Origin of the sequence: Candidatus Njordibacter sp. Uisw_058, assembly GCF_047730065.1 — a bacterium.
Lineage (GTDB): Bacteria > Pseudomonadota > Gammaproteobacteria > Pseudomonadales > Balneatricaceae > Njordibacter.
This window is the reverse complement of sequence record NZ_CP159829.1, coordinates 2840523-2864899: the sequence shown is the minus strand read 5'-3', so window position 1 is coordinate 2864899 and position 24377 is coordinate 2840523. Positions and strand designations below refer to the sequence as shown.

The 24377-nt window shown below is 46.6% G+C and carries 23 protein-coding genes and 1 riboswitch; of the genes, 11 read left to right on the top strand and 12 right to left on the bottom strand.

Going from position 1 to position 24377, the window contains the following annotated elements; all coding sequences use genetic code 11:
• Positions 1-35: 35 nt before the first annotated feature.
• From ABXT59_RS13460 to ABXT59_RS13450, 3 genes are read right to left on the bottom strand one after another with little or no spacing between them, the layout of a single operon-like run.
• Positions 36-824 (bottom strand): creatininase family protein, encoded by a 789-nt coding sequence (locus ABXT59_RS13460; RefSeq protein ID WP_443636721.1) that lies wholly within the window; start codon positions 822-824, stop codon positions 36-38.
• Entirely contained in the window at positions 749-1450 is a 702-nt protein-coding gene (locus ABXT59_RS13455; protein ID WP_443636720.1) for a glutathione S-transferase family protein, read from the bottom strand. The genes ABXT59_RS13460 and ABXT59_RS13455 overlap by 76 nt, the downstream gene beginning before the upstream one ends.
• On the bottom strand, positions 1432-2208 hold the full coding sequence (locus ABXT59_RS13450; RefSeq protein WP_443636719.1) for a transporter substrate-binding domain-containing protein: 777 nt from the start codon (positions 2206-2208) through the stop codon (positions 1432-1434). The genes ABXT59_RS13455 and ABXT59_RS13450 overlap by 19 nt, the downstream gene beginning before the upstream one ends.
• A 141-nt stretch (positions 2209-2349) precedes the next feature.
• Between ABXT59_RS13450 and ABXT59_RS13445 the strand changes: the two genes are divergently transcribed.
• The 7 genes from ABXT59_RS13445 to ABXT59_RS13415 all read left to right on the top strand — a co-directional run bounded on the left by ABXT59_RS13445 (position 2350) and on the right by ABXT59_RS13415 (position 8542).
• On the top strand, positions 2350-3084 hold the full coding sequence (locus ABXT59_RS13445) for an amino acid ABC transporter ATP-binding protein (RefSeq protein WP_443636718.1): 735 nt from the start codon (positions 2350-2352) through the stop codon (positions 3082-3084).
• A gap of 10 nt (positions 3085-3094) precedes the next feature.
• Positions 3095-3832: an amino acid ABC transporter permease gene (locus tag ABXT59_RS13440; RefSeq protein WP_443636716.1), complete on the top strand. Its 738-nt coding sequence runs from the start codon at positions 3095-3097 to the stop codon at positions 3830-3832.
• 12 nt (positions 3833-3844) lie between these two features.
• The gene (locus ABXT59_RS13435) at positions 3845-4435 is read left to right on the top strand and encodes a carboxymuconolactone decarboxylase family protein (protein WP_443636715.1); all 591 of its coding nucleotides are present in this window, start codon (positions 3845-3847) and stop codon (positions 4433-4435) included.
• Entirely contained in the window at positions 4432-5379 is a 948-nt protein-coding gene (locus tag ABXT59_RS13430) for an isopenicillin N synthase family dioxygenase (RefSeq protein WP_443636714.1), read from the top strand. The genes ABXT59_RS13435 and ABXT59_RS13430 overlap by 4 nt, the downstream gene beginning before the upstream one ends.
• A gap of 3 nt (positions 5380-5382) precedes the next feature.
• The gene (locus ABXT59_RS13425; RefSeq protein ID WP_443636713.1) at positions 5383-5970 is read left to right on the top strand and encodes a helix-turn-helix domain-containing protein; all 588 of its coding nucleotides are present in this window, start codon (positions 5383-5385) and stop codon (positions 5968-5970) included.
• Positions 5967-7016 (top strand): hypothetical protein, encoded by a 1050-nt coding sequence (locus tag ABXT59_RS13420; protein ID WP_443636712.1) that lies wholly within the window; start codon positions 5967-5969, stop codon positions 7014-7016. Before ABXT59_RS13425 ends, ABXT59_RS13420 begins: the two co-directional genes overlap by 4 nt.
• 197 nt (positions 7017-7213) lie before the next feature.
• Positions 7214-8542, top strand: a complete 1329-nt coding sequence (locus ABXT59_RS13415) for an NAD(P)/FAD-dependent oxidoreductase (protein WP_443636711.1) — start codon at positions 7214-7216, stop codon at positions 8540-8542.
• Between the two features lie 14 nt (positions 8543-8556).
• Here ABXT59_RS13415 and ABXT59_RS13410 read toward each other — a convergent pair whose 3' ends face one another.
• Positions 8557-9552, bottom strand: a complete 996-nt coding sequence (locus ABXT59_RS13410; protein WP_443636710.1) for a branched-chain amino acid aminotransferase — start codon at positions 9550-9552, stop codon at positions 8557-8559.
• A gap of 206 nt (positions 9553-9758) precedes the next feature.
• Positions 9759-9895: riboswitch (cobalamin riboswitch) on the top strand.
• Between the two features lie 50 nt (positions 9896-9945).
• Here ABXT59_RS13410 and ABXT59_RS13405 point away from each other — a divergent pair.
• Genes ABXT59_RS13405 through ABXT59_RS13390 form a run of 4 tightly spaced genes read left to right on the top strand, consistent with a single transcriptional unit; the run spans position 9946 to position 11964 of the window.
• Positions 9946-10140 (top strand): CbtB domain-containing protein, encoded by a 195-nt coding sequence (locus ABXT59_RS13405; protein WP_443636709.1) that lies wholly within the window; start codon positions 9946-9948, stop codon positions 10138-10140.
• Between the two features lie 27 nt (positions 10141-10167).
• A complete protein-coding gene (locus ABXT59_RS13400) occupies positions 10168-10887 on the top strand; it encodes a CbtA family protein (protein WP_443636708.1) in 720 nt (239 codons plus the stop codon).
• Positions 10859-11233, top strand: coding sequence for a hypothetical protein (locus tag ABXT59_RS13395; protein ID WP_443636707.1), 375 nt, complete (start codon positions 10859-10861; stop codon positions 11231-11233). Before ABXT59_RS13400 ends, ABXT59_RS13395 begins: the two co-directional genes overlap by 29 nt.
• A gap of 32 nt (positions 11234-11265) precedes the next feature.
• On the top strand, positions 11266-11964 hold the full coding sequence (locus tag ABXT59_RS13390) for a hypothetical protein (RefSeq protein WP_443636705.1): 699 nt from the start codon (positions 11266-11268) through the stop codon (positions 11962-11964).
• A gap of 146 nt (positions 11965-12110) precedes the next feature.
• Here the strand turns inward: ABXT59_RS13390 and ABXT59_RS13385 are convergent, their stop codons facing one another.
• The 8 genes from ABXT59_RS13385 to cobN form a co-directional block, all read right to left on the bottom strand.
• The gene (locus ABXT59_RS13385) at positions 12111-14099 is read right to left on the bottom strand and encodes an LTA synthase family protein (RefSeq protein WP_443636703.1); all 1989 of its coding nucleotides are present in this window, start codon (positions 14097-14099) and stop codon (positions 12111-12113) included.
• A 2-nt stretch (positions 14100-14101) separates the two neighbouring features.
• Positions 14102-14989 carry an EamA family transporter gene (locus ABXT59_RS13380; protein WP_443636702.1) on the bottom strand — a complete coding sequence of 296 codons (888 nt, stop codon included), beginning with the start codon at positions 14987-14989 and terminating at the stop codon, positions 14102-14104.
• Between the two features lie 25 nt (positions 14990-15014).
• On the bottom strand, positions 15015-15488 hold the full coding sequence (locus tag ABXT59_RS13375) for a hypothetical protein (protein WP_443636700.1): 474 nt from the start codon (positions 15486-15488) through the stop codon (positions 15015-15017).
• Between the two features lie 31 nt (positions 15489-15519).
• Positions 15520-16929 (bottom strand): siroheme synthase CysG, encoded by a 1410-nt coding sequence (gene cysG / locus ABXT59_RS13370; RefSeq protein WP_443636699.1) that lies wholly within the window; start codon positions 16927-16929, stop codon positions 15520-15522.
• Positions 16926-17984 carry an aminotransferase class I/II-fold pyridoxal phosphate-dependent enzyme gene (locus tag ABXT59_RS13365; protein ID WP_443636697.1) on the bottom strand — a complete coding sequence of 353 codons (1059 nt, stop codon included), beginning with the start codon at positions 17982-17984 and terminating at the stop codon, positions 16926-16928. The genes cysG and ABXT59_RS13365 overlap by 4 nt, the downstream gene beginning before the upstream one ends.
• Entirely contained in the window at positions 17984-18988 is a 1005-nt protein-coding gene (cbiB, locus tag ABXT59_RS13360) for an adenosylcobinamide-phosphate synthase CbiB (RefSeq protein WP_443636695.1), read from the bottom strand. The genes ABXT59_RS13365 and cbiB overlap by 1 nt, the downstream gene beginning before the upstream one ends.
• Before the next feature lies 1 nt (position 18989).
• The gene (locus ABXT59_RS13355) at positions 18990-20444 is read right to left on the bottom strand and encodes a cobyric acid synthase (protein ID WP_443638629.1); all 1455 of its coding nucleotides are present in this window, start codon (positions 20442-20444) and stop codon (positions 18990-18992) included.
• 86 nt (positions 20445-20530) lie between these two features.
• Positions 20531-24373 carry a cobaltochelatase subunit CobN gene (gene cobN / locus ABXT59_RS13350; protein WP_443636693.1) on the bottom strand — a complete coding sequence of 1281 codons (3843 nt, stop codon included), beginning with the start codon at positions 24371-24373 and terminating at the stop codon, positions 20531-20533.
• Positions 24374-24377 lie beyond the last annotated feature (4 nt).

Here is a 24377-nt window from a genome sequence, read left to right as displayed (position 1 = left end):
TATTCAGTCTAGACACATGCCGAGTTAGCCCCTGTTTAGTCGCTTAGCTCATCTACAATGGCTTGCGCTGCAAGCGCTATTAGTTGAGTGCCAATGTGAGGTCTGGCTAAGGCAGAGTGAGACCCTACACGCCCATCCGGGAAGGTGCGCTGATGACTTATCGGGTCTGCGTGGCGATCGCCGCTGTGGGCTTTGATGTAAGCTGCACTCAGGCGCATCGGTGGATCCTTTGCTAAGTCTGGATCTAGCCTGCGGTGATGAACTTGGGTAATAGAGATTTCTGCAGGTGTTGCGTGCATGCCTTCCCACTCTCCAAAGGCTTTTTGACGCAGTGCTTGTACTTCATCAAAGTCCCACCAACTGCGTAATTTGATAGTGTGAGGGGCTAGATTTTTGACGACTTGGCGGGCGGGCTCAAGGTTAGCTCCATGGCCATTGAGTAAGTATATCTCTTTAAAACCGTGGTTAATAAAACACTGGCACACTTCTTCTAGTAGCAGCATGAAGGTAGGCGCTGATACTGAAACAGTGCCCGCAAAGGCCATATTAAACGGTGCTGGAGTATAAACTAAGGCAGGTGCAACCAGCCAGCCTGCGATTTCTGCAGCGGCCATGGCTACAGTCTCAGCACATAGATAATCGGTGCCCATAAGACCCATCGGGCCATGTTGCTCGAACGATCCAAGGGGCAGTAATAAAGGTTTGCCCGTAGCAATATAGGCATCAACCTCTGGCCAAGTGAGTTGGCTCAGGGCGATGGGGTTTTGGTTTTTATCCATTGTGTCAACAAAGGCCTGTAAGTACCTAGTTCCGCCGCTACCCATGGTAGTTGCTCCATATCTTGCTGATAGTCAGCGACTAGACCTATAAAAGGGTGGGGCAAACCCCAGTTTTTATACATCATAGTAACCCATTCAAGACTGACGATTAGGCCGCAGTCAGCAAGGCAGAACTGGATGTTGGGACGTAATGCTAATGCTTTTTGCAACTGTTGCAGACGCTGCTGCAGTTGTTCTAAAGCCTCAGCCTGAGGGTGTGGTTGACCGATGTCTGAAAATAATGCGCGCACACACGGCTCTAACCGAGTGTCGTGAAAGCGCCCTAAAGCACGCACTTGTGCCCGCTCCATAAGATCTGTGGGCAAAGCTGGCGGCAGTGGCACACTTTCTTCAAGGTATTCAGCAATCGCTTCTGAGTCGGCAATGATCTGTGCCCCTACTTTCAGGGCAGGCAGACTCCCCGCAGGAACTAACGCTGTATAAGCCTCAGAACCATAACCACCAGGGGGAGGTAATTCACTCCATGCCAGTCTTTTAAAGCGCATGAGTAGTCTCAGCTTAGCGCAATACAAGCTCACCGGCACGCTATATATACACAGGTCTGGCAAAGAAAGGCTGGGGTCTTGCCCCAGCACCTGCTTAGAAACTTCTGTTATAGAGCTAGGTTCCACTTAGCACCAATTTTTGCAAAGAAACCGCGCTCTTGTTTAAGGCGAATCCACGTATTGACATAGTTAATCCATACCTGATCTGCTTGCGGAAGAAGCATTGCAATGGGAGTAGGGGCCTTAGGCTTAGACACGGGTACAATCATAAGCTGAGGGTATTTTTGCACTAAGGTTTTAGCTTCTACATTAGACGTGATATGGGCATCAGCTCGCATAGACAATACTTCTTGGAAGTCTCGCGCAGGGGCTTCGACGATCTGATGTTTTGCGTTGGGGAAAAAATCCTTAACTTGGCTTTCCTGAGTGGTGCCCAAGGTAGCCGCAACAGTCACATCAGCTTTATCTAGGTCTGCCCAGTCCTGAAAACGGTCAGCATTTTTAGTTAAAGTAAGAGGTACAGTTCCCAAAGAAAAGTAGCTAATGGAATAGCCAGCCGCTTTGGCGCGTTTTGGTGAAATAGAAGCTGAACCGGTCATATGGTATTTACCAGAGGTCACTCCACTGACCAAGGTTTTCCAGTCGGTCGCAACAAATTCGACTTCAACACCAAGGTCTTTCGCCAACTCAGTCATGACGTCAATGTCGTATCCTTTATAGGAATTGGTCGCTGGATCTTTCATAGTCATGGGATTCCAATCTCCCGTGGTGCCGACTTTTAATACGCCTTCACTCAAAATATCTTGCAGTGCTGATGCAGCCATCGATGGTGTGGCAGCAATGGTAAGAGCGGCTGCGAGAGCCCATTTCTTCATATTTTTCATGGCAAATGTCCCATTTTAATTTGTTTTTTTAGCTTAAATATAATTGCAGGAGTGCAAAGAAATTGCAAGAAAATTAATTTATTGCACGTAAATAAATCCGGTGCTACCATCATTTGAGCGATTTAACAGGAGATAAGTGACATGGCAGCAGCCCATTCTCGTCTGGTCATTAACATGCAGGGCGTCGACAAAGTATTTGGTAAATTTAAAGCTTTAGATGGGGTGTCTTTGCAGGTTCATGAAGGTGAAAAAATGGTCATCTGTGGACCTTCTGGCTCTGGCAAGTCTACCTTAATCCGATGTATCAATGGTTTGGAAGACATTCGTTCAGGCAATGTGTCCATAGCGACAATGGATAGTGACGGTGGGCGTGAAGCTCGTATTGGTATGGTGTTTCAGCAATTTAATCTATTCCCCCATCTTACGGTCATGCAAAACCTGACTTTGGGCCCCATGCGGGTAAGTAAGCTGAGTCGCACTGAAGCAGAAACTAGGGCTCGTATTTGTTTAGAACGGGTTCAAATTCCAGAACAAGCAGACAAGCTGCCGCGTCAACTATCGGGTGGCCAGCAACAGCGGGTAGCCATTGCAAGAAGTTTGTGTATGGAACCTGACATCATATTATTTGATGAACCCACATCAGCGTTGGATCCAGAAATGATCAACGAGGTGCTAGAGGTGATGGTGGGCTTGGCTGATAGTGGTATTACCATGATATGCGTCACCCATGAAATGGGGTTTGCCAAGCGGGTAGCTGACACTATGGTGTTTATGGACGAAGGAAAAATTGTTGAACAATCGCCCCCTGAAAAGTTTTTTAGCACTCCAGAGAGCCTGCGTTGCCAACAGTTTTTGGCTAAAATATTACATCATTAAAAGGTCAGAAATGAAGAGATTAATACTGATACTGATCAGTCTTCCTTTAGTCACCTCTTGCAGTGACCAGTGGGGCTGGTATGTTGTTGATCCAACTACTAAGTCTGGACTGTCAAACCTTAAATTCTTATTGAGTGGTTTAGAGCAGACCATACTCATGTCTTTTACTGCGATTGCCATTTCGATGGTTGTCGGATTAGCTGTGGCATTACCGGGGATGGCTGCTGCAAAGGGCTGGCGTCGGTTTAATCGAGTTTATGTCGAGGTGGTTCGAGCGGTTCCTATTTTGGTGTTAATTTTGTGGGTTTACTACGGCTTACCGCAGTTAATGGGTATCAGTATTGGGGTTTTTGGTGCTGGAGTGATTGCCTTAGCATTATCAGATAGTGCATTTCAGGCAGAGATTTTTCGGGCTGGAATCCAGTCAGTCAATCGCGGTCAATATGAAGCCGCTCGCACCTTGTCGCTAAACTACGTTGATACGATGCGCTTTGTCATTTTGCCGCAGGCTATTAAACGGATCTTGCCAGCCTTGGGCAATCAATTTGTGTATATGCTGAAAATGTCATCTTTAGTGTCGGTCATTGGAATGCAGGAACTGACTCGCAAAGCCAACGAATTGGTGGTCACAGAATACCGCCCACTCGAGATTTATACCATTTTAGTACTGGAGTACCTAGTGCTTATCCTAATTGTATCGGGAGTGTTTCGTTGGTTTGAGTCGCGTATGCAAAGTGATGAAAGGTAGAGGAGATAGGTAATGAGTGCTTGGATAGAAATGGTTAATGATGACGTCGCTAGTCCAGAACTCATGGACGCTTTAAGCTTAGCGCGTACGCCTCACGGTACAGTAGATAATGTTATGAGGGTTCACTCCCTGAGACCCAATACCATGCTTGGTCATGTGAAATTATATCGTGCGGCACTGCATGATGAGGCTAATACATTACCTATGTGGTTGCAGGAGGTGATTGGCTCTTATGTTTCCATGCTCAATCAATGTGCCTATTCTTATGCAAATCATTGGGCTAATGCCAGTCACTTAATAGGCATTCCAGAACGAGCTCTAGCAGTAGAGAAAGCGCTTCGTCAGCAGCATCCTGAACGGGTCTTTGAAGGTGCTGAATTAGCCTTGATGCGCTATACCCAGAAGTTGACCCTCACGCCAGGGGCTATGGTACAAACAGACGTTCAAGCCTTGCAAGATGCTGGGCTTGATGATGGTGAAATCTTGGAGGCTAATCAAATTATAGGCTACTTCTGCTATGTAAATCGGTGTTTGAATGGCTTGGGAGTCACAACAGACGGAGATATTGTTGGTTACTATAGCGGGAGTAGTGACTCATTATGAGTAAGGTAAAGCGGGTTAGTGCTGATCAAATACCAGTCATTGATATCTCTTCTTTAGTATTGGGTGAAGCGGATATTGAAGTGGCAAAAAGCCTTCATCATGCAAGCCAGAACTTGGGCTTCTTGTATGTGACCGGTCACGGCATGGATCCTCATCTCATTAACCAACTCTACCAATCTGGATTAACCTTTTTTCGTGCGCCAGATGAGCAAAAGCAATCCGTGAGTGTGTCTAAAAATCACCGAGGTTGGTTAGGTTCTGGGCAGGCAAAAATGGATGATAATGCCCTATCAGATTTTAAAGAAAGTTATATTTGGGGGGCTGAAGATGCTCACCACTTTGGGGATCACTCATTAAGAGGTAGCAACCGGTGGCCAGCCTTTGCACCGCAACTTGAAAGCTTAGGTAATGCCTACTTTAACCAAGCCCATCAAGTCGCACATCACCTTATGCGTGGCTTCGCACTGGGCCTTGGGCTCAAGGAGGACTTCTTTTTGCAGACCATCCAACGGCCCTTAAGTCGTGCATCATTAGTCTATTATCCTAATCAAGAAGAAACGAATCCTAACCAATTTGGGGTCGGACCACATACGGACTTTGGCACCTTAACTTTGCTCTGCCAAGACCATGTGGGTGGTCTGCAAGTGCAGGATGTTAACGGCGAATGGCTAGAGGCTCCCCCGATCGAAGGTAGTTTGGTCGTCAATGTTGGTGATCTGCTCACTCATTGGACTGCAGGGGCTTATAAATCAACGCCACATCGCGTCATCAACAGTTCGGGCTATGAGCGTTTGTCCATTGTATTGGCCTATGATCCGAATCCCGAAACAGTGATCGATCCAAGATCCATTATGGGTACTCAATATGATGGAGATCTTCCTGCCATGACCTGTGGTGATTATCTGCAGCGACGTTTTAAGAAAGCTTTTTCATACCGGGACTAAGTCATGAGTGCACTACCTTCGTCTAACACCCTTGATGCCGCACTCGGTTCAGCCTTGCGAGATATTAGAAAATCTCATAGCCTTACTGCACGAGCATTATCACAAAAATCTGGCATATCAGCCGCCATGATCAGTCGCCTAGAGCGCGGCCACGCATCCGCTTCCATGGCCACACTGAATGCCCTTAGTCAGGCACTTAATGTGCCATTAGTCAGTTTTTTTAGAGAAATAGCAACCGAGCATTCGGACTATACTCACGTTAAAAGTGGGGAGGGCCTAGTCTCTACACGTTTGGTGGGCGAGCATAGCCATCAATACGTCAGTTTAGCCCTCCATACTCGCAGCGAACTACAATTTGAGGCTCGGTCTGTGACTCTGGTGCGACAGGATTCCCATCCACCCCAGTATGTTAGCCACGGGGTGGTGTTTGTGTATGCCTTGCAAGGACAAGCTATTTACCAATATGGCCAGCGCGATTTTATATTGAACCCTGGTGATAGCATTAGCGTTGATGCAGAATTAAGCCATGGTTTTACTGAAGTCATTACCGAGACCTTTACTTTTTTGACGGTGCAGGCGGAACGGCGATGAAGACTAAGCTACAAGTCGGTTTGAATAATCTTCTACAAGGAGCCATCGATCTGCGACCAGGTCAACGGGTGCTTCTGGTACAGGAAAACCCAAAGTTTGGTTGGTATGACAGTCAACTGCCTAAAGCATTGTGCGAGTTCGCCATCGATCAACTTGAGGCGGTGGTTGAAGTGTTAGAGGTTGAAGAGCCAAGCAATAGCGCAAATCCACAATTGGAACAGATGTTAAAACAGCAACACTGGGATTGGATTATTTTCTTGGCCCGTATTGGCGATCAAGACCGGTTTGAGGTTAATCACCATGGCCCAGGTAAATTAATGACCTACACGCGCACACTAGAGCAGTTACAAAGTGGTTTAGGTACCGTGCCTCATGCCGCCATGGTGGCACTAAAAACGGCAGTCAATGACATTTTTGATAATGCAGAAAACATAGAAATTACCTGTCCCTTTGGGACTCAGTTGCAAGGTAAAGCCCCCCAAAAAATAGACCAAACAGCCACAGACGTATCTGTGGTTCGCTTTCCTGCAGCAGTTAGTCAACCCATACCCGCCTCTACCTTTAGTGGAAGGGTTGCGTTTCGCCATGGGTTAGCCCCAACGGGTTCTAAGGTTTACTCACCGGCTTGCTTGTCGCTACCAGAGGGCATTATTGCAGTTATAGAGCAAGGGGTGATCAGTTCATTTGAAGGCAATGATAAGGACATAGGTGCAGTTCAAGATCATTATCGGAAAGTTGCTGAGCAATTTAACATAGAGCCTTGGATCGTTGACTCATGGCATTTAGGTCTGCATCCAGCTACCGCCTTTCCACTGGACCCACAAGTCGATTTAGACCGCTGGTCTAACACCATGTTTACAAGTCCTCGCTATTTACATTTTCACACCTGTGGCGCTTATCCACCAGGCGAAATCTGCGGCATGGTTGAAGACCCCACTGTCAAACTTGATGGTGAAGTCTTATGGAGAGATGGACATTTGATGGCGACTAACTTCAAGGCTCTGGCTAAGGTGGCCCATTATTGGCCAGAATTAAATTTACTTTAAACTCATGAAAGACATTCTTGATCTTGTGGGTTTTGGTTGTTAGGGGAAATATTTAGGGCCGCTTGGCCTAATGAGAGGATAGTGATGCATTGACCTATTTGTTAATTCATCTTTGCGTTCACAATTATGACGCATATCACCTTTAAATTATAAACATTAAGGCAGCAAGGCAACCAGCGCCTCAAGAGGATCAACCTATGAATCACCCAATCAATAAATCCACCCAGCAACACTTTGACGCCATTATCATTGGCGCTGGTATTATTGGAGCGGCCATCGCTTTGGGACTCGCTCGAAAAGGCAAAAAAACGCTCAACATTGACGCCTTACCGGCTGCTGGTTATGGCAGCACTAGCGGTTCGTGCGCCATTATTAGACCCTATTATTCGACAGTTGAAACGAGTGCAATAGCGCACGAAAGCCACAGTTACTGGAGTAATTGGGCCGAGTTTTTGCAAGCGGATGATGAGCGTGGTCATAGTAAGTACCATGCGGTAGGCTGCTTGGTCTCAAAAACTGAGAACAATCAATATTTGCGCCCAACTATGGCAATTTTAGACACCATTGGGGCGCCTTATGAAGAATTAGATCAAGCCCAGTACATCGCTCGTATGCCCATTTTTAACATAGACTCTTATACGCCAGCTAAGCGCCCTGATGATGAAGGTTTTGGCGAAGCCAATGGTAAACAAATTGGTGGTGGTGTGTTCTTTCCTGACGGAGGCTACGTCAGTGATCCACAGTTGGCCACTCATAACTTGCAACGGGCAGCTGAAGTTCTCGGTTCAAGCTTTAAATTTAATACTAAAGTGGCGGCCATCCGTCAGCAAGCTGGCAGAATTATTGGGGTGACTTTGACCAATGGGGATCAACTTGACGCGCCGATTGTGGTTAACGCCGCTGGGCCTCATTCGGCAAAAATAAATGCCATGGTTGATGCTCAGCAAGATATGAAGATCACCACCCGAGCATTACGACACGAGGTGGCGCACGTGCCTTCACCAGAGGGCTTTAACTTCGAGCAGCAAGGCTGTGTTTGTTCTGACAGCGATATTCATGCCTATTGCCGACCAGAAACGGGTAACCATATTCTCATTGGTAGTGAAGACCCTGACTGTGACGATCAGCAGTGGGTTGATCCAGACGATTACAATAAAGACTTTACCGATCAATGGCGTGTGCAGGCTCTGCGCTTAGCCCAACGTATTCAAACCCTGCCAATTCCCAATCAAGCTAAAGGTGTTGTGGAATTGTACGATGTAACGCCGGATTGGGCTCCAATTTATGATAAATCGTCTATACCAGGATATTATATGGCCATCGGCACCAGCGGCAACCAGTTTAAAAATGCTCCAATTGTCAGTGAGATGATGGCACAATTAATTGTTGCATGTGAGCAAGGGCAAGATCACGACCAAGATCCTGTAATTTTTAACCTAAAGTACTCAGGTCGACCCATTAACTTGGGTGTGTTTTCTCGCAATCGTAAAATAAACCCTAACAGCACAGGCACCGTATTAGGCTAACGACGAGACACATTTTAAACTGGAGTTAACCAACTAAAGCGATCTGTTGCTATACCAAACTGTATGTCATTGAGGGCTTTACGTAACTTAATTGTCACGGGCCCTGGTTTACCTGTTCCTAAGGTGCAGTCCTTGCCTTGGTATATTAATGTTCCCACTGGCGTGAGTATGGCAGCAGTGCCTGAGAGAGCAGCCTCTGCACCAGGCTGAGCACTCCGTTCAATTAACTCAGCAACACTGAGGTTGCGCTCGCTTACAGTCAGGCCCATTTCAGCAGCTAAAGTGAGCACAGATGCACGGGTAACGCCATGTAAAAAGGTCGAATCTAAGGCTTTAGTCACTAGCTCATTACCTTCAATCAACATAAAGTTGGCGGCCGCTGTTTCCTGCACATCACCATCGGGACAGAATAATACTTGGTCAGCCTTATGCTCAACCCTCGCCTTATTTAACATTTGTAAGGCACTGGCATAGTTACCTCCACTTTTCACCATGCCCATGTGTGGTGCGCAGCGCATGCCCACTTCATCAATGAGTATGCGCAATGTGGCATCACCTCCAGCAAAATAATCCCCTACCGGAGAAGCCAATACATACAGCATGGATTGGCTCGAAGGTGCTGCTGCCTTGCCAATTGCAGCTTCCGTACCAATGTGAGTGGGGCGCAGATACAGAGTACCTGGGGGCGCCGGAACCTCGTCTTTATAGCGTATAACCAAGTCCAAAATCATTTTTCTGAGCATGGCTTCATCGACTTCAGGCAAGGATAGTAAGCGGCTACTTTGGGCCAAGCGTGCGATGTTTTGGTCCATGCGAAAAATATGACGACTACCATCGGGATGAGTAAAAGCCTTCAAACCCTCAAAGCATGTGCTTGCGTAATGCAATACGTGTGCGCCTGGGTGTAATAAAATGCTGTTACTTGGCACCAGACTAGGATCGCTCCATTGTTGGCCGTCAAAGGTGGTTAAAGCCATTTCTGGAACAAATTGGGTGCCAAATGCGCTCATTATTTTCTCACTATCTAGGGCTGTCGAAATCAGCTTGACATCATAACATCGCTGGTCACTTTATTTCGAGGGTTTAAGGTTAACTTTGAGTTAAAAATTAACCCCGATTGACCATTAAAAATCAACTTTTGAGCTAAATTTTTTGCCAAAGGTCGCGTGTTGAATCAAACCACTCGTATTAACGCTTCAAAAATCCATCAAATTGGCATAAAGTAGGCCCCGTAGGTGGCTACACGAATTTAGCTTTCACGGGAAACAGTCTGAAAATGAACTGTGCTGCCCCCGCAACGGTATACAAGTTTTACTTGTTAGCCCGGAGACCGGCCTACAAAATATGGCTCAACAGCCTTTCATCCTAATTTTTATCGTGCGGGGAAGCACGTGGAGAAATACATGACAACCACTACACGGACCTCTAGGCTTAAAACAGCTGTCCCAAGCCAGACTTTAACCAGTAACAATGTGCAAATGGCCGCAGCTTTAATTCTTGGCGTCGTTGTATTATTGGGTGTTGGTTTTGCACCCATGGACGCCGCACATAATGCGGCGCACGATACGCGCCATTCTTTTGCATTTCCTTGCCACTAAAAATTAATACTTTACTAGGTTAAAATTATGTTTCGTTCTCTGGTGTTTAGTGCCCTCGGTGTGGCTTTAGTTGTGGGCCTGTTTTTAAGCGCAGTGCAAACTTTAGCTGTGTCCCCCATCATTCATGCCGCTGAAGTATTTGAAATTGCCCAACCAGAAGTTGTCCTGGCTCACAATGATGGCCATTCACATTCTCATGATGAAAACGCATGGGGTCCTGAGGATGGATTTGAGCGGCTTACTTTTACTGTGGTATCCAATGTTTTGTCTGCGTTTGGTTTTGCGATCATCTTATTGACGGGCATGCTCTTAGCTCGTGACAAAGCAGCATTAAAACTTTCTTGGACTGGTGGCTTGGGCTGGGGATTGGCGGGTTATCTAACCTTCTTTGTGGCCCCAGCACTAGGCCTGCCACCAGAAATTCCAAGCATGGAAGCTGCCGCTATTGGGGGCCGACAATCTTGGTGGGTGTTGGCGGTTGTAGGCACTGCTGCAGGTATCGCTAGCCTTGTGTTCCTAAACGGCTTCGCTAAATTAATGGCTATCGCATTTTTGGCTGCTCCTTGGTTGGTAGGTGCCCCTGAGCCTCTAGTTCATGGCTTTTTGCATCCGGATGTGGAAGCTGTGGCAAGCTTAGAGAGTTTGCAAGCCCAGTTCATCTATGCCACAGCGATAACCAATGGTTTGTTTTGGATTACCCTAGGTGGTTTAGCCAGTTATGCTGCTGCGCGGTTTATTAAAGTTTAAGCATAAAGTGCCAAATCAGCGGGTCTATGACCATGTCCTTGAATCAGTCTTCAGGGCCTATCTACTGCAACCTTTGGCCCTTGGAGTTAGACTTGGGCAAGCCGCAACAAACATACAGATGACTTCGGTGGGTCTTGAATTTAACTTACCTGCACTCTATGAATTTGCCATTTTCGAAGTCCTAGACCCAGACCCCGATACCCAATCTTATGCTAGTTTTAGACGCTGCCTTTATGGTCAGCAAACCCAAGTGATATTGTACGCCCTAGGCGCTGAAGTAGTGATTGCCCAAAATCATAAAAACGTCAATATGAGTATATATCGGCTGCAAACCTTGGCGTCATAAACTTTGGAGTGAGCTCTTAAAAAGGATTTTAGGTGGAAATAAGCGTTTTGTTAGTGGGCTTCATGATAGGCTTGCGACATGCCTTAGAGGCGGACCATGTGGCTGCTGTAGCCTCTATTGTGACCCATAAGCAAGGCCAATCTGCAGCATGGCGTCATGGAGCGGTGTGGGGTTTGGGGCATACAATTACACTGTTTGTGTTTGGCACTTTGGCCTTATTAGCTGATACTCTAATGCCTCATTACATTGCTGCTATCTTAGAATGCGCTGTTGGTTTTATGCTTCTGTATTTGGGCTTGGATGTACTGTGGCGCATGAGTCGAAAGGGTATTCATTTTCATGTACATCAACATCATGGTAAGCGCCATTTCCATGCCCATCAGCACCACTTAGGTTCAGCTTCTAGTGATGTAAGTACTCACCAACACACTCACAGTAAGCCATTTCCAGTACGCACATTAATGGTGGGAATGATGCATGGTATGGCAGGTTCGGCGGCATTAGTGGTACTCACCTTAAATGCAGTCCAAAATTTTTGGCTGGGCATGGGCTATATGATGCTATTTGGCATCGGTTCAATGGCAGGAATGGCGGTTCTATCGGCGGCCATTAGTTTACCTTTTAACTTCCCTAGCAAGCACATTGAGGGTTTTTCAGGCTACTTGCAACTGGGTATTGGGGTGGGCACCTTTGGTTTTGGTGGATTTACGGTGTTTAACTATTTCTATTAGCTGACGCTTATTAAACAGTGGCGACAATGACGCCCAGTCATTCCCACTAGGCCACCCAACTCCCAACTCCCAACTACCCTTTTGCTCTGTGATGATTCCCCTTTTAATGCCAGTATAATAATACTGTTGCTGTTGATTACATGGGTCTATTTTTTGGGCTTTTCTACATTGGCCTTGAGCAAGTATTGCGAGGCTAAATAGTAGGCTTTAGCAGCCTCCACCATAGGGTTATTTTGCTTAGTCATGAGGGCTCTGCCTTGGTCATCTATGTTGGCACTGATGACCTGCCCAGTCACATGATTAACGCTAGCAATCTGATCGCCATTAAAGGCAACACTGGTGCGACTGTCTTGAATAAAGCCATAGGTGGGTAAGTTTTTGCCTTTGGCCCAAGCTAAATCTCGACCTAAAGATGTGTTGAGATAGGTTTGTGGGAAGAGTCCGACGATGGTGGGCAGCAGGTCAGGTAAACTACCAAAGGTGTAATCGACTTCTGGACTAATCAGATTAGGGGCATGAACGATTAACGGCACGGGTAACTCGCCCATGCCAAACTGAAAAATATACTCAGGTAAGTGTTTGACCTGAACAGACGAGGCTTGGTGGTCAGAGAAAAGCACAAAAATAGTATTGTCGTATAATTCATTGCGCTTAAATTGCTCAAACAACTTGCCAATATTATGGTCAAGTAAACGCACTGCATTGTATTGCTCTAGGCTTGAAAAGCCATTATCTTTTAGCTCTGCGCTAGTGAGTTGTTGGGCTATAAATCCACTTTTGTCATCGGCTATGGTATAAGGTGAATGGTTAGCCGCTGTTTGAATGTAGCCCAAAAACGGCAGTGTAGCTCGCTTAAGAATAGCACTGGCTTCCGTGATCAGCGAATAATCCGAGATGCCCCACACGTCTACAATAGGCGACGTCCAATACTTTTCCTCATATAAATTAACACCCTGGATGCTGTTATGGATGAGGGCGCTCATATTGGCCCAACCTGCACTGCCACCGAGCATATAGTATTTTTCATGCTGTACCAACGCATTGATGACGGAGCGCTGGTGGGTGATGTAAGGATTACGAGTGGCCGTTTTTATCGCTGACACGTCGGGAATGCCGGTAATGGAGGTAAACACACTCTTGGCCGTTGACCGAGCGGGCACGTAAAAGTTTGGATACCAACGCGACTGCGTAATTAAGGCATCTATATTAGGCGTGGGATCGAGGGGATTACCATAAGCTCCAATATGACTCGCCCCCAAGCTTTCCATAAACACAATCACCACGTTGGGCAGTGTTTTTTCAGCATCGACTACAGGTGCTGGAGGGATTTCCCAACGGTCTAAGGCAGCCGCGCCATTGCTTGGAAAGTTACTGCCAAACAAGTGTGACAGGGTACTAAAGAAAGGCTTTAAATCATTTTTGTTGGCTGATTTGGTAGGAAATCGAGCGGTATCGTAAATCCATACAAAGGGGTTTAAACCCAGCGCTGCAACTTGGGCATTACCATTAAAAAATGCATGATTCCAGCGCAGGGGCACCAACGACCATCTACCTAACAGAATTAGTAAGAATAAGGCGCCAATCACTACCACATGGACGCAATGGCTGTACCAGCGCCGATGGTGCTTTTTTTGTTGCAATAAGGGTAATAAATAGTGGGCATGGAACCAATAACCTAACCACCAGACTAGGATCATCCCTACGCAGATCTGAATCACTGGATAAGATTGCCACATCATGGCGGTGGAGATGCCAATGTCACTGCTAAAACGCACAACAGAAGCATCTATGCGTTTGTTTAGGTATAGATAATGCCCAGCGTCAAACACATACATGGTGAGTATAACGATTAAAATAATGCCAAACCAATAACCTAAAAACCGACTCAGTAGGGTGAAGTTAACTGCGCTAAAACGGGGCAGAATTAGCCAAGGTAAAGTCATTAGGGCAGCCAACAAGGAGACCCGCAGATCAAAACGCAAACCCACCCAGAAGGTCTTTAATAAGTCACCTTCTGCGGTTATTGGTAACTCAGAAATAAAGCCCCAAAATAATATCCTAAACAGTCCTTGCAAACCCCATAGGGCCAAGGTGAGAAGCAGTAAATATTGCACTCTACGGGGAAGAAAATTCATAATCAGACTAACGGACCTTTAATGAGGGGGTGTGATGATTGAGTTGAGCGTAAGTTGATGACGAGGCCAGCGATGATTAAGGCGGCAGCGATCCATTTCCACCAAGGCATACTTTCGTCTAGAAAAGTGCTTGAGGACGCCATACCGAATACCGGCACAAGCAACGCCCAAGGTGCTACCAATGCTGCGGCATGACGCTGCAATAATAAATTCCATAACCCATATCCAATCAGTGTATTACCCAGAGATTGCCACAATACGATGGCCCAAGCGTGCCAAGGTGCTGACACTAGACGTTCACTTATCAAAACAGGCCCTTCATAATAATATGACATGAGAGCCAACGGTGGTACAGCAAATATTGAGGACCAAGCTAAAAAGGCAATAATATTAACTTTGCCACAACGTTTAACAACAATGTTGCCAGCAGCCCAGCTTAGGGCCGCCACTAGAATCACTACTAAGCCAATAGGGGTGGCGTCATTATTACCCTTAATGCCGATCAATAACACTCCAGCAAAAGCAATAATAAGGGCTATGATTTGCTGCCAACGCATGGTTTCTTTAAAGAATATAAGCGCCAGTAAAATGGTGAATACCGCTTGTAACTGAATGACTAAAGAGGCTAAGCCGGGCGACATATGGCTACCCATCACCCAAAATAATAAGCCAAACTGGCCAAAACCAATAAAAAACCCATAAGCTATTAAATAACGCCATGGCGTTTTAGGGCGGGGTAATATGAGTACCAAAGGCAAGGCTGCGAAGGTAAAGCGAAGGCTGGCAAATAAAAATGGCGGTAAGTCATTAAGTCCTAATTCAATAAAGACAAAATTGGTACCCCAGATTAGAGCTACAAAAACCGCCAATAATTGGTGTTTAAAGGGCATTGTAGCTTCCTGCTAAAGTGGACTACTATGAGCGGCGGAGATTGGACGAGCCTTTACCAAAACTTCTATGGCGTATGCTTGTATCCGCAGGTAGTTCAGTCTGTGTGTTAGCTTGTGGTTGAGTTTTTGGTTGAGGCTCAGGTGTACGATAAAGCGCTTTGCGTTTGTTTGCTAAATCTGCCTTTCGTACTTTTTCTTGCTCTTGTTTTAGAGCTTCTTGTTGACGTTTGTGATCCTTTATAGAGTCAGCTTTTGCTGTTATTTTAGCCTCAAGTTTAGCTATATTTTCACTACTATTTGCACGGGAAGCTGCAAGAGATTTGGCCATCTTAGCCAAGGCTTGTTGTGATTTGAGCTTGGGCTTTATGGCAGCTTTAGCTACCCCTGCACTCGTGCTGTTTGCAAAGACCTCAGCGCCAGTGCGACTCGCATAATCAGTTAATGCTGTTTCACACTGAGCCATAAGCTCCGTCATTTCTATTTCAGTTTTTTTGCTCATAAGCACCATCCTAACTCGTTAAAGCTTGAGTTCAAGCATCCCGTGAGGATGTGAACCAAGATAGTTTATCATGTAAACTCACCACCCGCCCAACCAGAAAAAGGGACGGTGACAGCACGCTTTCTGTCTTGATCATTGCGGGTAGGTCATTCAGGTTGGATATCATCACTCGCTGGTCTTGGGTCGTGCCTTTCTCAATGAGTGCGACGGGCATGTTTTTATCCATACCGTGCGTGATGAGTGCTTCACAAATCAAGGGTAGGCCTTTTAAACCCATATAAAAGACTAAGGTTTGCCCCTCAACAATTAATTCAGGCCAAGGTAAATCTACGCTACCATCGCGTAATTGCCCCGTCAAAAATCGCACAGACTGGGCATAGTCCCTGTGGGTAAGGGGAATACCAGAATAAGCCGAACAGCCGTTGGCTGCAGTAATGCCAGGCACGACCTGAAAAGGGACATGTTGTTCGGCCAAGGTTTCAATCTCTTCACCACCACGGCCAAAAATGAAGGGGTCTCCACCTTTAAGGCGGGCCACTCGTTTGCCTTGTTTGGCATAATCAACCAACAATTGGTTGATGCCTGCTTGGGGCACACTATGATTAGCGCGACGTTTTCCGACATAGACTCTTTCTACCTGCTCTGGCACAAGCGCCATCACACCCTCAGAGACGAGGGCGTCGTACAATACCACATCGGCTTTTTGTAATAGTCTAAACGCCCGCAGTGTGAGCAGATCTGGGTCACCCGGACCTGCTCCAATAAGAAATACTTCGCCACTACTTTTGACAGCACCAAGACCATTATCGAGTTCTTTTAAGTGTTTTTTTAATAAACTTTCAGCTTCTGTATGTTTGCCAGAAAATACCGCCTCTGCAACGGCTCCCTGTAACACTTGGTGCCAAAAAATAGAGCGTTCGCTAGTGTTGGGTAGGGCTTGCTTCACTTGTGGGCGATAAGCACCGACTAAACGCGCTAGCTGGCCATAGGCTTTGGGCACAAATTGCTCTAATTGTTGGCGCAAAATACTGGATAAAACAGGTGACGCCCCACCGTTATTAATAGTAATTGTTAAGGGAGAGCGATCAATGATGGCACCAAAAATAACATTACCCTCGTTGGGCTTATCAGACACGTTAACTAACAACCCCAGTGCCTTAGCGTCATTTGCAATTGTGTGGTTGGCTGTGCGGTCATCGGTGAGTGCTAAAATAAGGCTATAACCTTGCATTACATCATCTGACACATAGGCCCCAACTGTGACCTTACCGCCAGCACTTTCTATGAGTTGTAACACGTCCTCAGCAATTTTAGTGGCCATTAAGTCACAGGCAACACCTGCATCAATTAACGATTTAGCCCGGCGTTTTGCCATATTCCCACCACCAATGAGCAAAGCGCTCAATTGTTGGGTGTTGTGAAACAGAGGAAAAAAAGTCATTCGGATTCCTGTTGTATCCAGGTTTGGCAGTGTGTAACTGCTTTTATGTGGCCTAAATCAATATTGCCAAAGCGTAACAAACTTGTGCTCGAGTTGATATCAACTAGGCGCAATAATATACCGCTTTGAGCGGCACTATGGTGCAGCCTCTGGGCTAAATTTGAAGCCATAATAAAGCTCCTGAATAATTCATGTGTGCTGGCTAATTTAGCTCCTAGTCGAGTCATTGAGGGCTGCCAAAGTTGCAATTGCTGTAACCCTTCATTGATCAGTTGAGAGCGCATACTAGTTTGCCAATCCGCATCATTTAAAGCAGCCGCAGCAACCCATTGTGCTGGCCCGTTCACTGACCAAGGCCCTATTACCTTCGCTAGCTGATTTAATATGCTTTGAGTGGCAAAGGTAAACCCTAAACGAATACCGGCAAGGCCAAAGAACTTACCCACCGAACGCAATACTATGACGTTATCTGTAAGCTTTTCTGCCAGCACACTTGCCCTTGGTGTGATATCAATAAAAGCCTCATCAATGACTAAGAATCCACCTTTATTCCTTAACTGCTGCGCCCACAAATTCAATTGCTGACGGCTGAAAATCTCGCCTGTGGGGTTATTGGGATTGATAATAACCAAGTGACCAATTTTATCATCATGCAAAGCATCTGCTATTTGTTGGGTAGCTAACTGACTATCTAATCCACTGTAGGTGCTAACTTCACCTTCTTGTGACCAGGCTTGGAGATGTTCCTGATAACCGATATCTGGCAGCCATGTGGCCTTCTGATTGCCGAGTTGACGCAATATTACGGGCAGTAATTGAATGACAGTCTGGCTACCACTGCAGGCTAAACAAGGATGCTGCCCATAATAAGAGTGTGCAGCCTTGATTAATGAGGGGGCTAAGTATGGCAACTGTTGCCAAACCTCTTGTCCCATGGCTGGGGCTGGGTAACTGAATTGGTTAATACCAGTCGACAGATCTAACCAATCCTCAGGTGCTCGGCCGTAAATCGCACTGGCTGAGTGTAGATCGCCACCATGAAATAAAGTGTTCATTAGAAATTGCCTATGACAGTGAATAAGCAGATCACAATTAACCAAAGAGCCAAACTGTAGTTAACAAGTGCACAGGCATCATCAATACTTTTGGCCATAGGTGGACTGCCCGCGCCAAGCACAGGGCGTTGCTGATTCTCACCATGATATTGGGCGTTGCCTCCTATTTCTACGCCGATGGCACCAGCACCTGCTGCCATCACTGGCCCAGCATTAGGGCTTTTCCAAGTACCTGACTGATGACGCCAGCTTTGCCATGCGTTGCTGGTTTGGCCATTAATACTGCCACAAAGGGTATAAGCCAGAGCAGTAAGGCGTGCAGGTATATAGTTAAGCAAGTCATCAAACCGGGCTGCGGCCCAACCAAAGTATAAAAACTGTGGATTTTTGTAGCCCCACATAGCATCTAAAGTATTGCTGAGTCGATAGACTACTACCCCTGGAATACCAGCAATAATAAACCAGAAGAGCGCCGAAAATAGAGCATCAGCCCCATTTTCAAGTACAGATTCGGTGGCTGCTTTGGCAATCTCATGCTCGTTTAAGTCTTGAGTATCACGGCTAACAATGAGGCTAACAGCGGCACGAGCAGCGCTAAGATCACCTTGTGCTAGGGGTGTTGATATGGCCTTGGCATGGGCTATTAAACTGTGCCATCCAATCGCCAAATACAATACTATGCCAGCAAAAATTATGCCTAAGGTGGCATGCTGTGCCAAGGTCTGTTGTAGGCTGTAAGCGGCAAAACCAAGTGGTCCAACGGCCAGCAATAGGGCTAGTAAGCCTCTTAACTTTAACAAATTGTTGCGCCTCGGGGCTGCTTTAATTGAGGTCTGGTCAGCCTCAGCATTGGCTCTTAGGGAAAACAATTTAACTGGACCATTGAGCCATTGTTCCAGGCCATCAGCCAAAGCCCCAAAGCCCACCAACGGATGCAGTCGTTTGGGTTCACCTAACCAATAGTCTAAGCTTAAGGCAAACACTATGGCGACGACCAAGTCCATACTAGACCCCACCTTGCATGATGTTAAAAATTGTTTCTACAGGCAGTTCTAGTTCAACTTCATCTGCTAAACGCTCAATTTGTGCCGCCCTTAAGGCCGGATAGTCAAACGCTTGGGTTTGCGCTAGCCCAGCCCAGTCTAACAATTGTTGCAGCAGTTTAGGTTCATCAAATAAACCATGTACATAACTACCCATGACTGTATTTTCGAGATTGCGGGCACCATCTGGACCCGTATTGAGTTGCATTAACGGTTGCGCTAAATCACGGCCACTGGTTTGCCCTACATGGATCTCATAACCTGTGACTGGAATATCTCCTGCATCAGTTAGCCAGCGGCCTTGCACGTTGCGTAATTGTTTTTCGCCCTGTAGCAAGGTTTCAATGGCTAAATGACCCAAACCCTCACTGGTTCCAGCACTAGATTCTGTGCCATCTGGGTCATGGACAGCTTGGCCTAACATTTGATAACCACCGCAAATACCGATTACTTTGCCACCTAAGCGCAAGTGACGTTGGATGGCATTAGCCCAGCCAGATGCTTTAAGCCACGCCAAGTCACTGCGAGTATTCTTGCTACCAGGAAGAATGATAAGGTCTGCACCCTTAAAGGATTGTACGTCTCTTACAAGTTGACAATCCACTTGAGGATGCATTCTTAAGGCATCAAAATCAGTATGATTGCTAGCCCGAGGATAAATAGGCACCACCACCTTGAAGTGTTTGCCGTCATCAGACTTAGCAAATTGATCAACAGCCAATGAGTCCTCTGCTTCTATGTGCAAGTTATGAATGTAAGGCAAAACAGCAAGTACGGGTTTACCCGTTTTCTCTTCTAGCCAGTCCAAACCACCCTGTAAGAGTGCTTTATCACCCCGGAAACGATTAATAATAAAACCACGGGTGCGCGCTTGTTCGCTGACACTCAGTAGTTCATAGGTGCCATATAAATGAGCAAATACGCCACCTCGGTCAATGTCTGCAACGATAATGACAGGGCAGTCTATGGCTTCAGCAAAACCCATATTAGCTAGGTCATGCTCTCTCAAATTAATCTCTGCGGGACTGCCCGCTCCTTCTACCATGACCAGATCAAAGTCTGCTAACAGCTCTTGATGAGCAAACACGACGTCTTGCAATAACTTTGGTTTGTGCAGGTGGTATTCCACTGCCTTCATGTTACCAATTGCCTTACCACGCAAAATTACCTGAGAACCTAAATCACTATTGGGCTTAAGTAAAATAGGGTTCATGCGGACATCAGGTTGCAAAAAACAAGCTTCAGCCTGCACCGCCTGAGCACGCCCTATCTCTCCCCCATCAGCTGTTACGGCACTATTTAGTGCCATATTTTGACTTTTAAAGGGAGCTACTTTAATGCCTTTACGAGCTAATATGCGGCACAAGGCTGTGACTAAAATACTTTTACCTGCGTCCGACGTGGTGCCTTGTACCATCAGTGTTCTAGCTTTTTGTTCTAAGCGTAGAGGGTGACCTTTAACTGCTAGGGATCGGGAGCCGTGACTCATTAGGGTGGGCTTAATCATGAGGCAGTTTCCTTTTGCTGGTCTAAGTCTAACAGCAAATCTTGCAAAGTCTGTTGATGTTCGCCTGGTTCTTGCCACATGCCGCGTTGGCAAGCTTCAAGCAGTCGCTCAGCCATTTCTTCCAAGGCAGCAGGATTATTATCACGCATGAATTGCTGATTATCTGCTGCAAATACTAAAGCGTCACTCACCTGTTGATACTGATAATCAGCAATTAAATTGGTGGTCGCATCGTAAGCAAATAAATAGTCGACACTGGCAGCCATTTCAAAAGCACCCTTGTAACCATGACGTTGCATGGCACTAATCCATTTTGGGTTGAGCACGCGAGAGCGTAAAACTCGATTAAGTTCTTCTTTAAGGGTGCGGATTTTGGGTTGGCTTGGGTTACTGTGATCACTATGATACACCGCTGGAGCCTGGCCACTAAAGCTTGTAACAGCATTAGTCATGCCACCTTGGAACTGGTAGTAGTCATCAGAGTCTAGTAAATCGTGCTCACGATTGTCTTGGTTGTGCACCACCACTTCTAACTGGCTTAAACGGTGTTTAAAATCGTCGTGAGCTGCCACACCATCGCCGGTTTGGTTACCATAAGCATAGCCTCCCCAGTTGAGGTAGGCATCTGCAAGGTCGGCTCGCTCGCCCCAACAACGCTCATCAATGAGCCCCTGCAATCCGGCACCATAGGCTCCTGGCTTGCTGCCATAAACCCGATAGCTGGCTTGGCGCTTTGCATCCACAGCACTGACACCTTGAGCCTCTAGTTCAGCTTGTCGCTGGGTAATGTTTTCACGAATACTGTTGCTACTGACTCCTGGCTCATCAAAATCGGCAAGCGCCTGCACAGCGGCATCATAAAGCTTCATAACATTAGGGAAAGCGTCACGAAAAAAGCCAGATACCCGCAGGGTAACGTCAACCCGAGGCCGACCTAGTAACATGGCAGGCATAATTTCAAAATCAGTGACTCGCTGGGAACCAACAGCCCACACGGGTTTAATGCCCATTAATGCAAAAGCTTGGGCAATGTCATCACCACCTGTGCGCATAGTGGCAGTGCCCCAAACCGATAAGCCCAATTGGGTTGGGTACTCACCGTGTTCTTGTAAATGACGCTCTATGAGTGCTTGAGCTGAGCGCTGACCTAAAGCCCATGCTGCTGCAGATGGCACGCTACGGTTATCTAAAGAAAAGAAATTGCGCCCTGTGGGCAAGGTATCTAAACGGCCTCGGGTGGGTGCACCGCTGGGACCAGGTTCTACTGCTTGGCCTGCTAGCCCTTGAATGAGGGCTTGGGTTTCTCTTACTGCACTATCTTCTAAAGCCACTAAAATAGTATTTTTAGCATATTTCAACTGCTCACTTGTGCGTGGTAGTGTGCTCGTTAATTCTGCGGTATCTTTTGTCTTCGATGATAGTAAGTATTGCTTAACTAAGTTTAACGCGAGTAATTCAAGGCGTTCTCTGGTGTCCATGCTAGAACGCCATAAAGCATCACTTTGCTGGGCTAACAAGAGCGGCTTAGAATCGGTCCAAGGAGTGACTTCAGTGGCTAAGGGATCGTAGGTCTTTAGACCTAAATCTAAGGCTATGTTATGCAGTATGCCGCGCTCTTCGTTGGCCTTTCCGCGAGGTAAACGCAGCAGAGCAACAAGGGTTTCACTCAATTCATCAGCTAGTGGCAACTGACCTAAAATGTGTAACCCATTGCGAATTTGAGCTTCTTTAATATCACATAAATAGGTGTCAAGCTCAGCCAGCATTTCGCCTTCTGTGGTATCGGTTGTCAACCCCAACTCTTGCTTTAGATGACTGCTAGCCAAGATCGCAACAATCTGCTCCCTCAACCATAGTTCACGTCTTGTATCTAGGCCGGTGGCTTGATACAGTTCGTCTACTAAGGCTTCTAAATCTGCCAGTTCACCATAGGTTTCAGCACGGGCCATGGGGGGCATTAAATGATCAACAATGACCCCTTGTGCTCTGCGTTTGGCTTGGGCACCTTCACCGGGATCATTAACAATAAATGGGTAGAAGTGGGGCATAGGGCCAAGGGCGACATCGGGCCAGCACTCATCGCTCAGAGCCACGCCTTTGCCAGGCAGCCATTCCAGATTGCCATGTTTGCCAAGATGAATGACCGCATCTACTTGGTAACTATGACGCAACCAAAAATAGAAGGCTAAATAGCTGTGAGGTGGAACGAGATCTGGGTCGTGGTAGTTGGCGCTTAAGTCTAGGTTATAACCTCGTGCAGGCTGAATACCGACAAAGGTTTCACCTAAACGTAAACCCGCTAGCATGATGCGTCCTTGACGATACTTAGGATCTTGCTCTGGGCTACCCCAGCGTTGCCAAACGGCTTGCTGGCAGACTTTGGGTAATTGCCCAAAGTGCGCTAAGTACTCGGTGCTATCTATGCTTTGCCAGCACGGCAAATGATGCAAAGTATTGGGGTTGTTGGTGACCGATGCTAACAAAGTCTCAATTAAGGCATTACCATTTTCGGGCACTTCATCAACGGCATAACCTGCGTCTTGCATGGCTTGTAAAACGTTAATGGCAGATTGAGGTGTGTCTAAGCCGACACCATTACCAATACGCCCATCTTTGGTGGGATAATTGGCGAGTATAAGGGCGATACGTTTGTCATGATTAGCTTTATGGCCAAGGCTGCAATAACCTTTCGCAAGGCGCGCCACAAATTCTGCTCTTTCGGGCTCTAGTTGGTAGCCGACAAGATCTATTTGACATAGTTTGCTGTAGTAACCCATTGACTTAAAACTAATGGCACGGGTGAGTACATGGCCATCCATTTCTGGCAACACGACTTGCATGGCGATATCACGCGATCTTAAACCTTGTTTATGCTCACGCCATGCATCATTAGTGGTGGAAGACAGAACCAGTTGTAACACAGGGAGATCGCCTTCAATAGGCAAGTTAAACTGGGTGGGTGCTGAACTAAGACTGGGTGCATCGACTTTGTTACTGGCAAACCCTAAGCTACTTAATACCAGCTTAGCGTTGGACTGCTTTAGAGTGTGATTAACTAAAGCTAGGGCCTGTGGATCTTTGAGTGAAGTCACGGCAAGGGCAATAGGGTTCATACCTTGCTTAATTAGGCTGGTCATTAGGCCATCAAACATTTGAGTATTGCCACTTTGTAAATGGCTTCGATAAAATAATAGTGCCACTACGGGTGCATTTTGTAGACCTTGACTCTGGGTATTTGTTTGCCAATCCATCAAGCTAGCCTGAGCCACTCCCGGTTGATAAATCAACGCTTGAGGTAGTTCAGTAGGAGGTTGCCATTGCGGTTTATGTCCTAGTAAGGCTGAATCTAGATTGTGTTCTTGGGCCAAGTAACGTAACAAATTAATACCGTTACTCACACCGCCTTGGCGCAAGTATTGCCATACCATATGGCAGGTACCGGCATTGCAGGAACTCGCTAGGGTTAACTCAGGGTCTGGCGCATCATCCCCGGGTACCAGAATGAGCTGTCGGCCAGGCTTGGCTTGCTGCCATGCCTGAAGGCGCTGAAAACCATAATTCCAATAACTTGCACCACCTAGCAATGACACCAAAACTAACTCTGCCTGTTCCAATACCTTATGCTCATACAAATCAAAAGCAGCGGGCTTGAGTAGGTTACTCCAGTTTGCTAGACGAATCGATGGTAATTCGTCACTGAGTTGTTCAGTCGCAGTAGCTAGCATCGCTAGACTCGTATCAGCTGCAGCCAAGATCACCATTTTTGCTGGGTCTTGTCCTAGATCGATGATGCCTTCTTCTTCTACGAAGCCGCCAGGCTGGGCTGCGAGCAGATGCATAGGG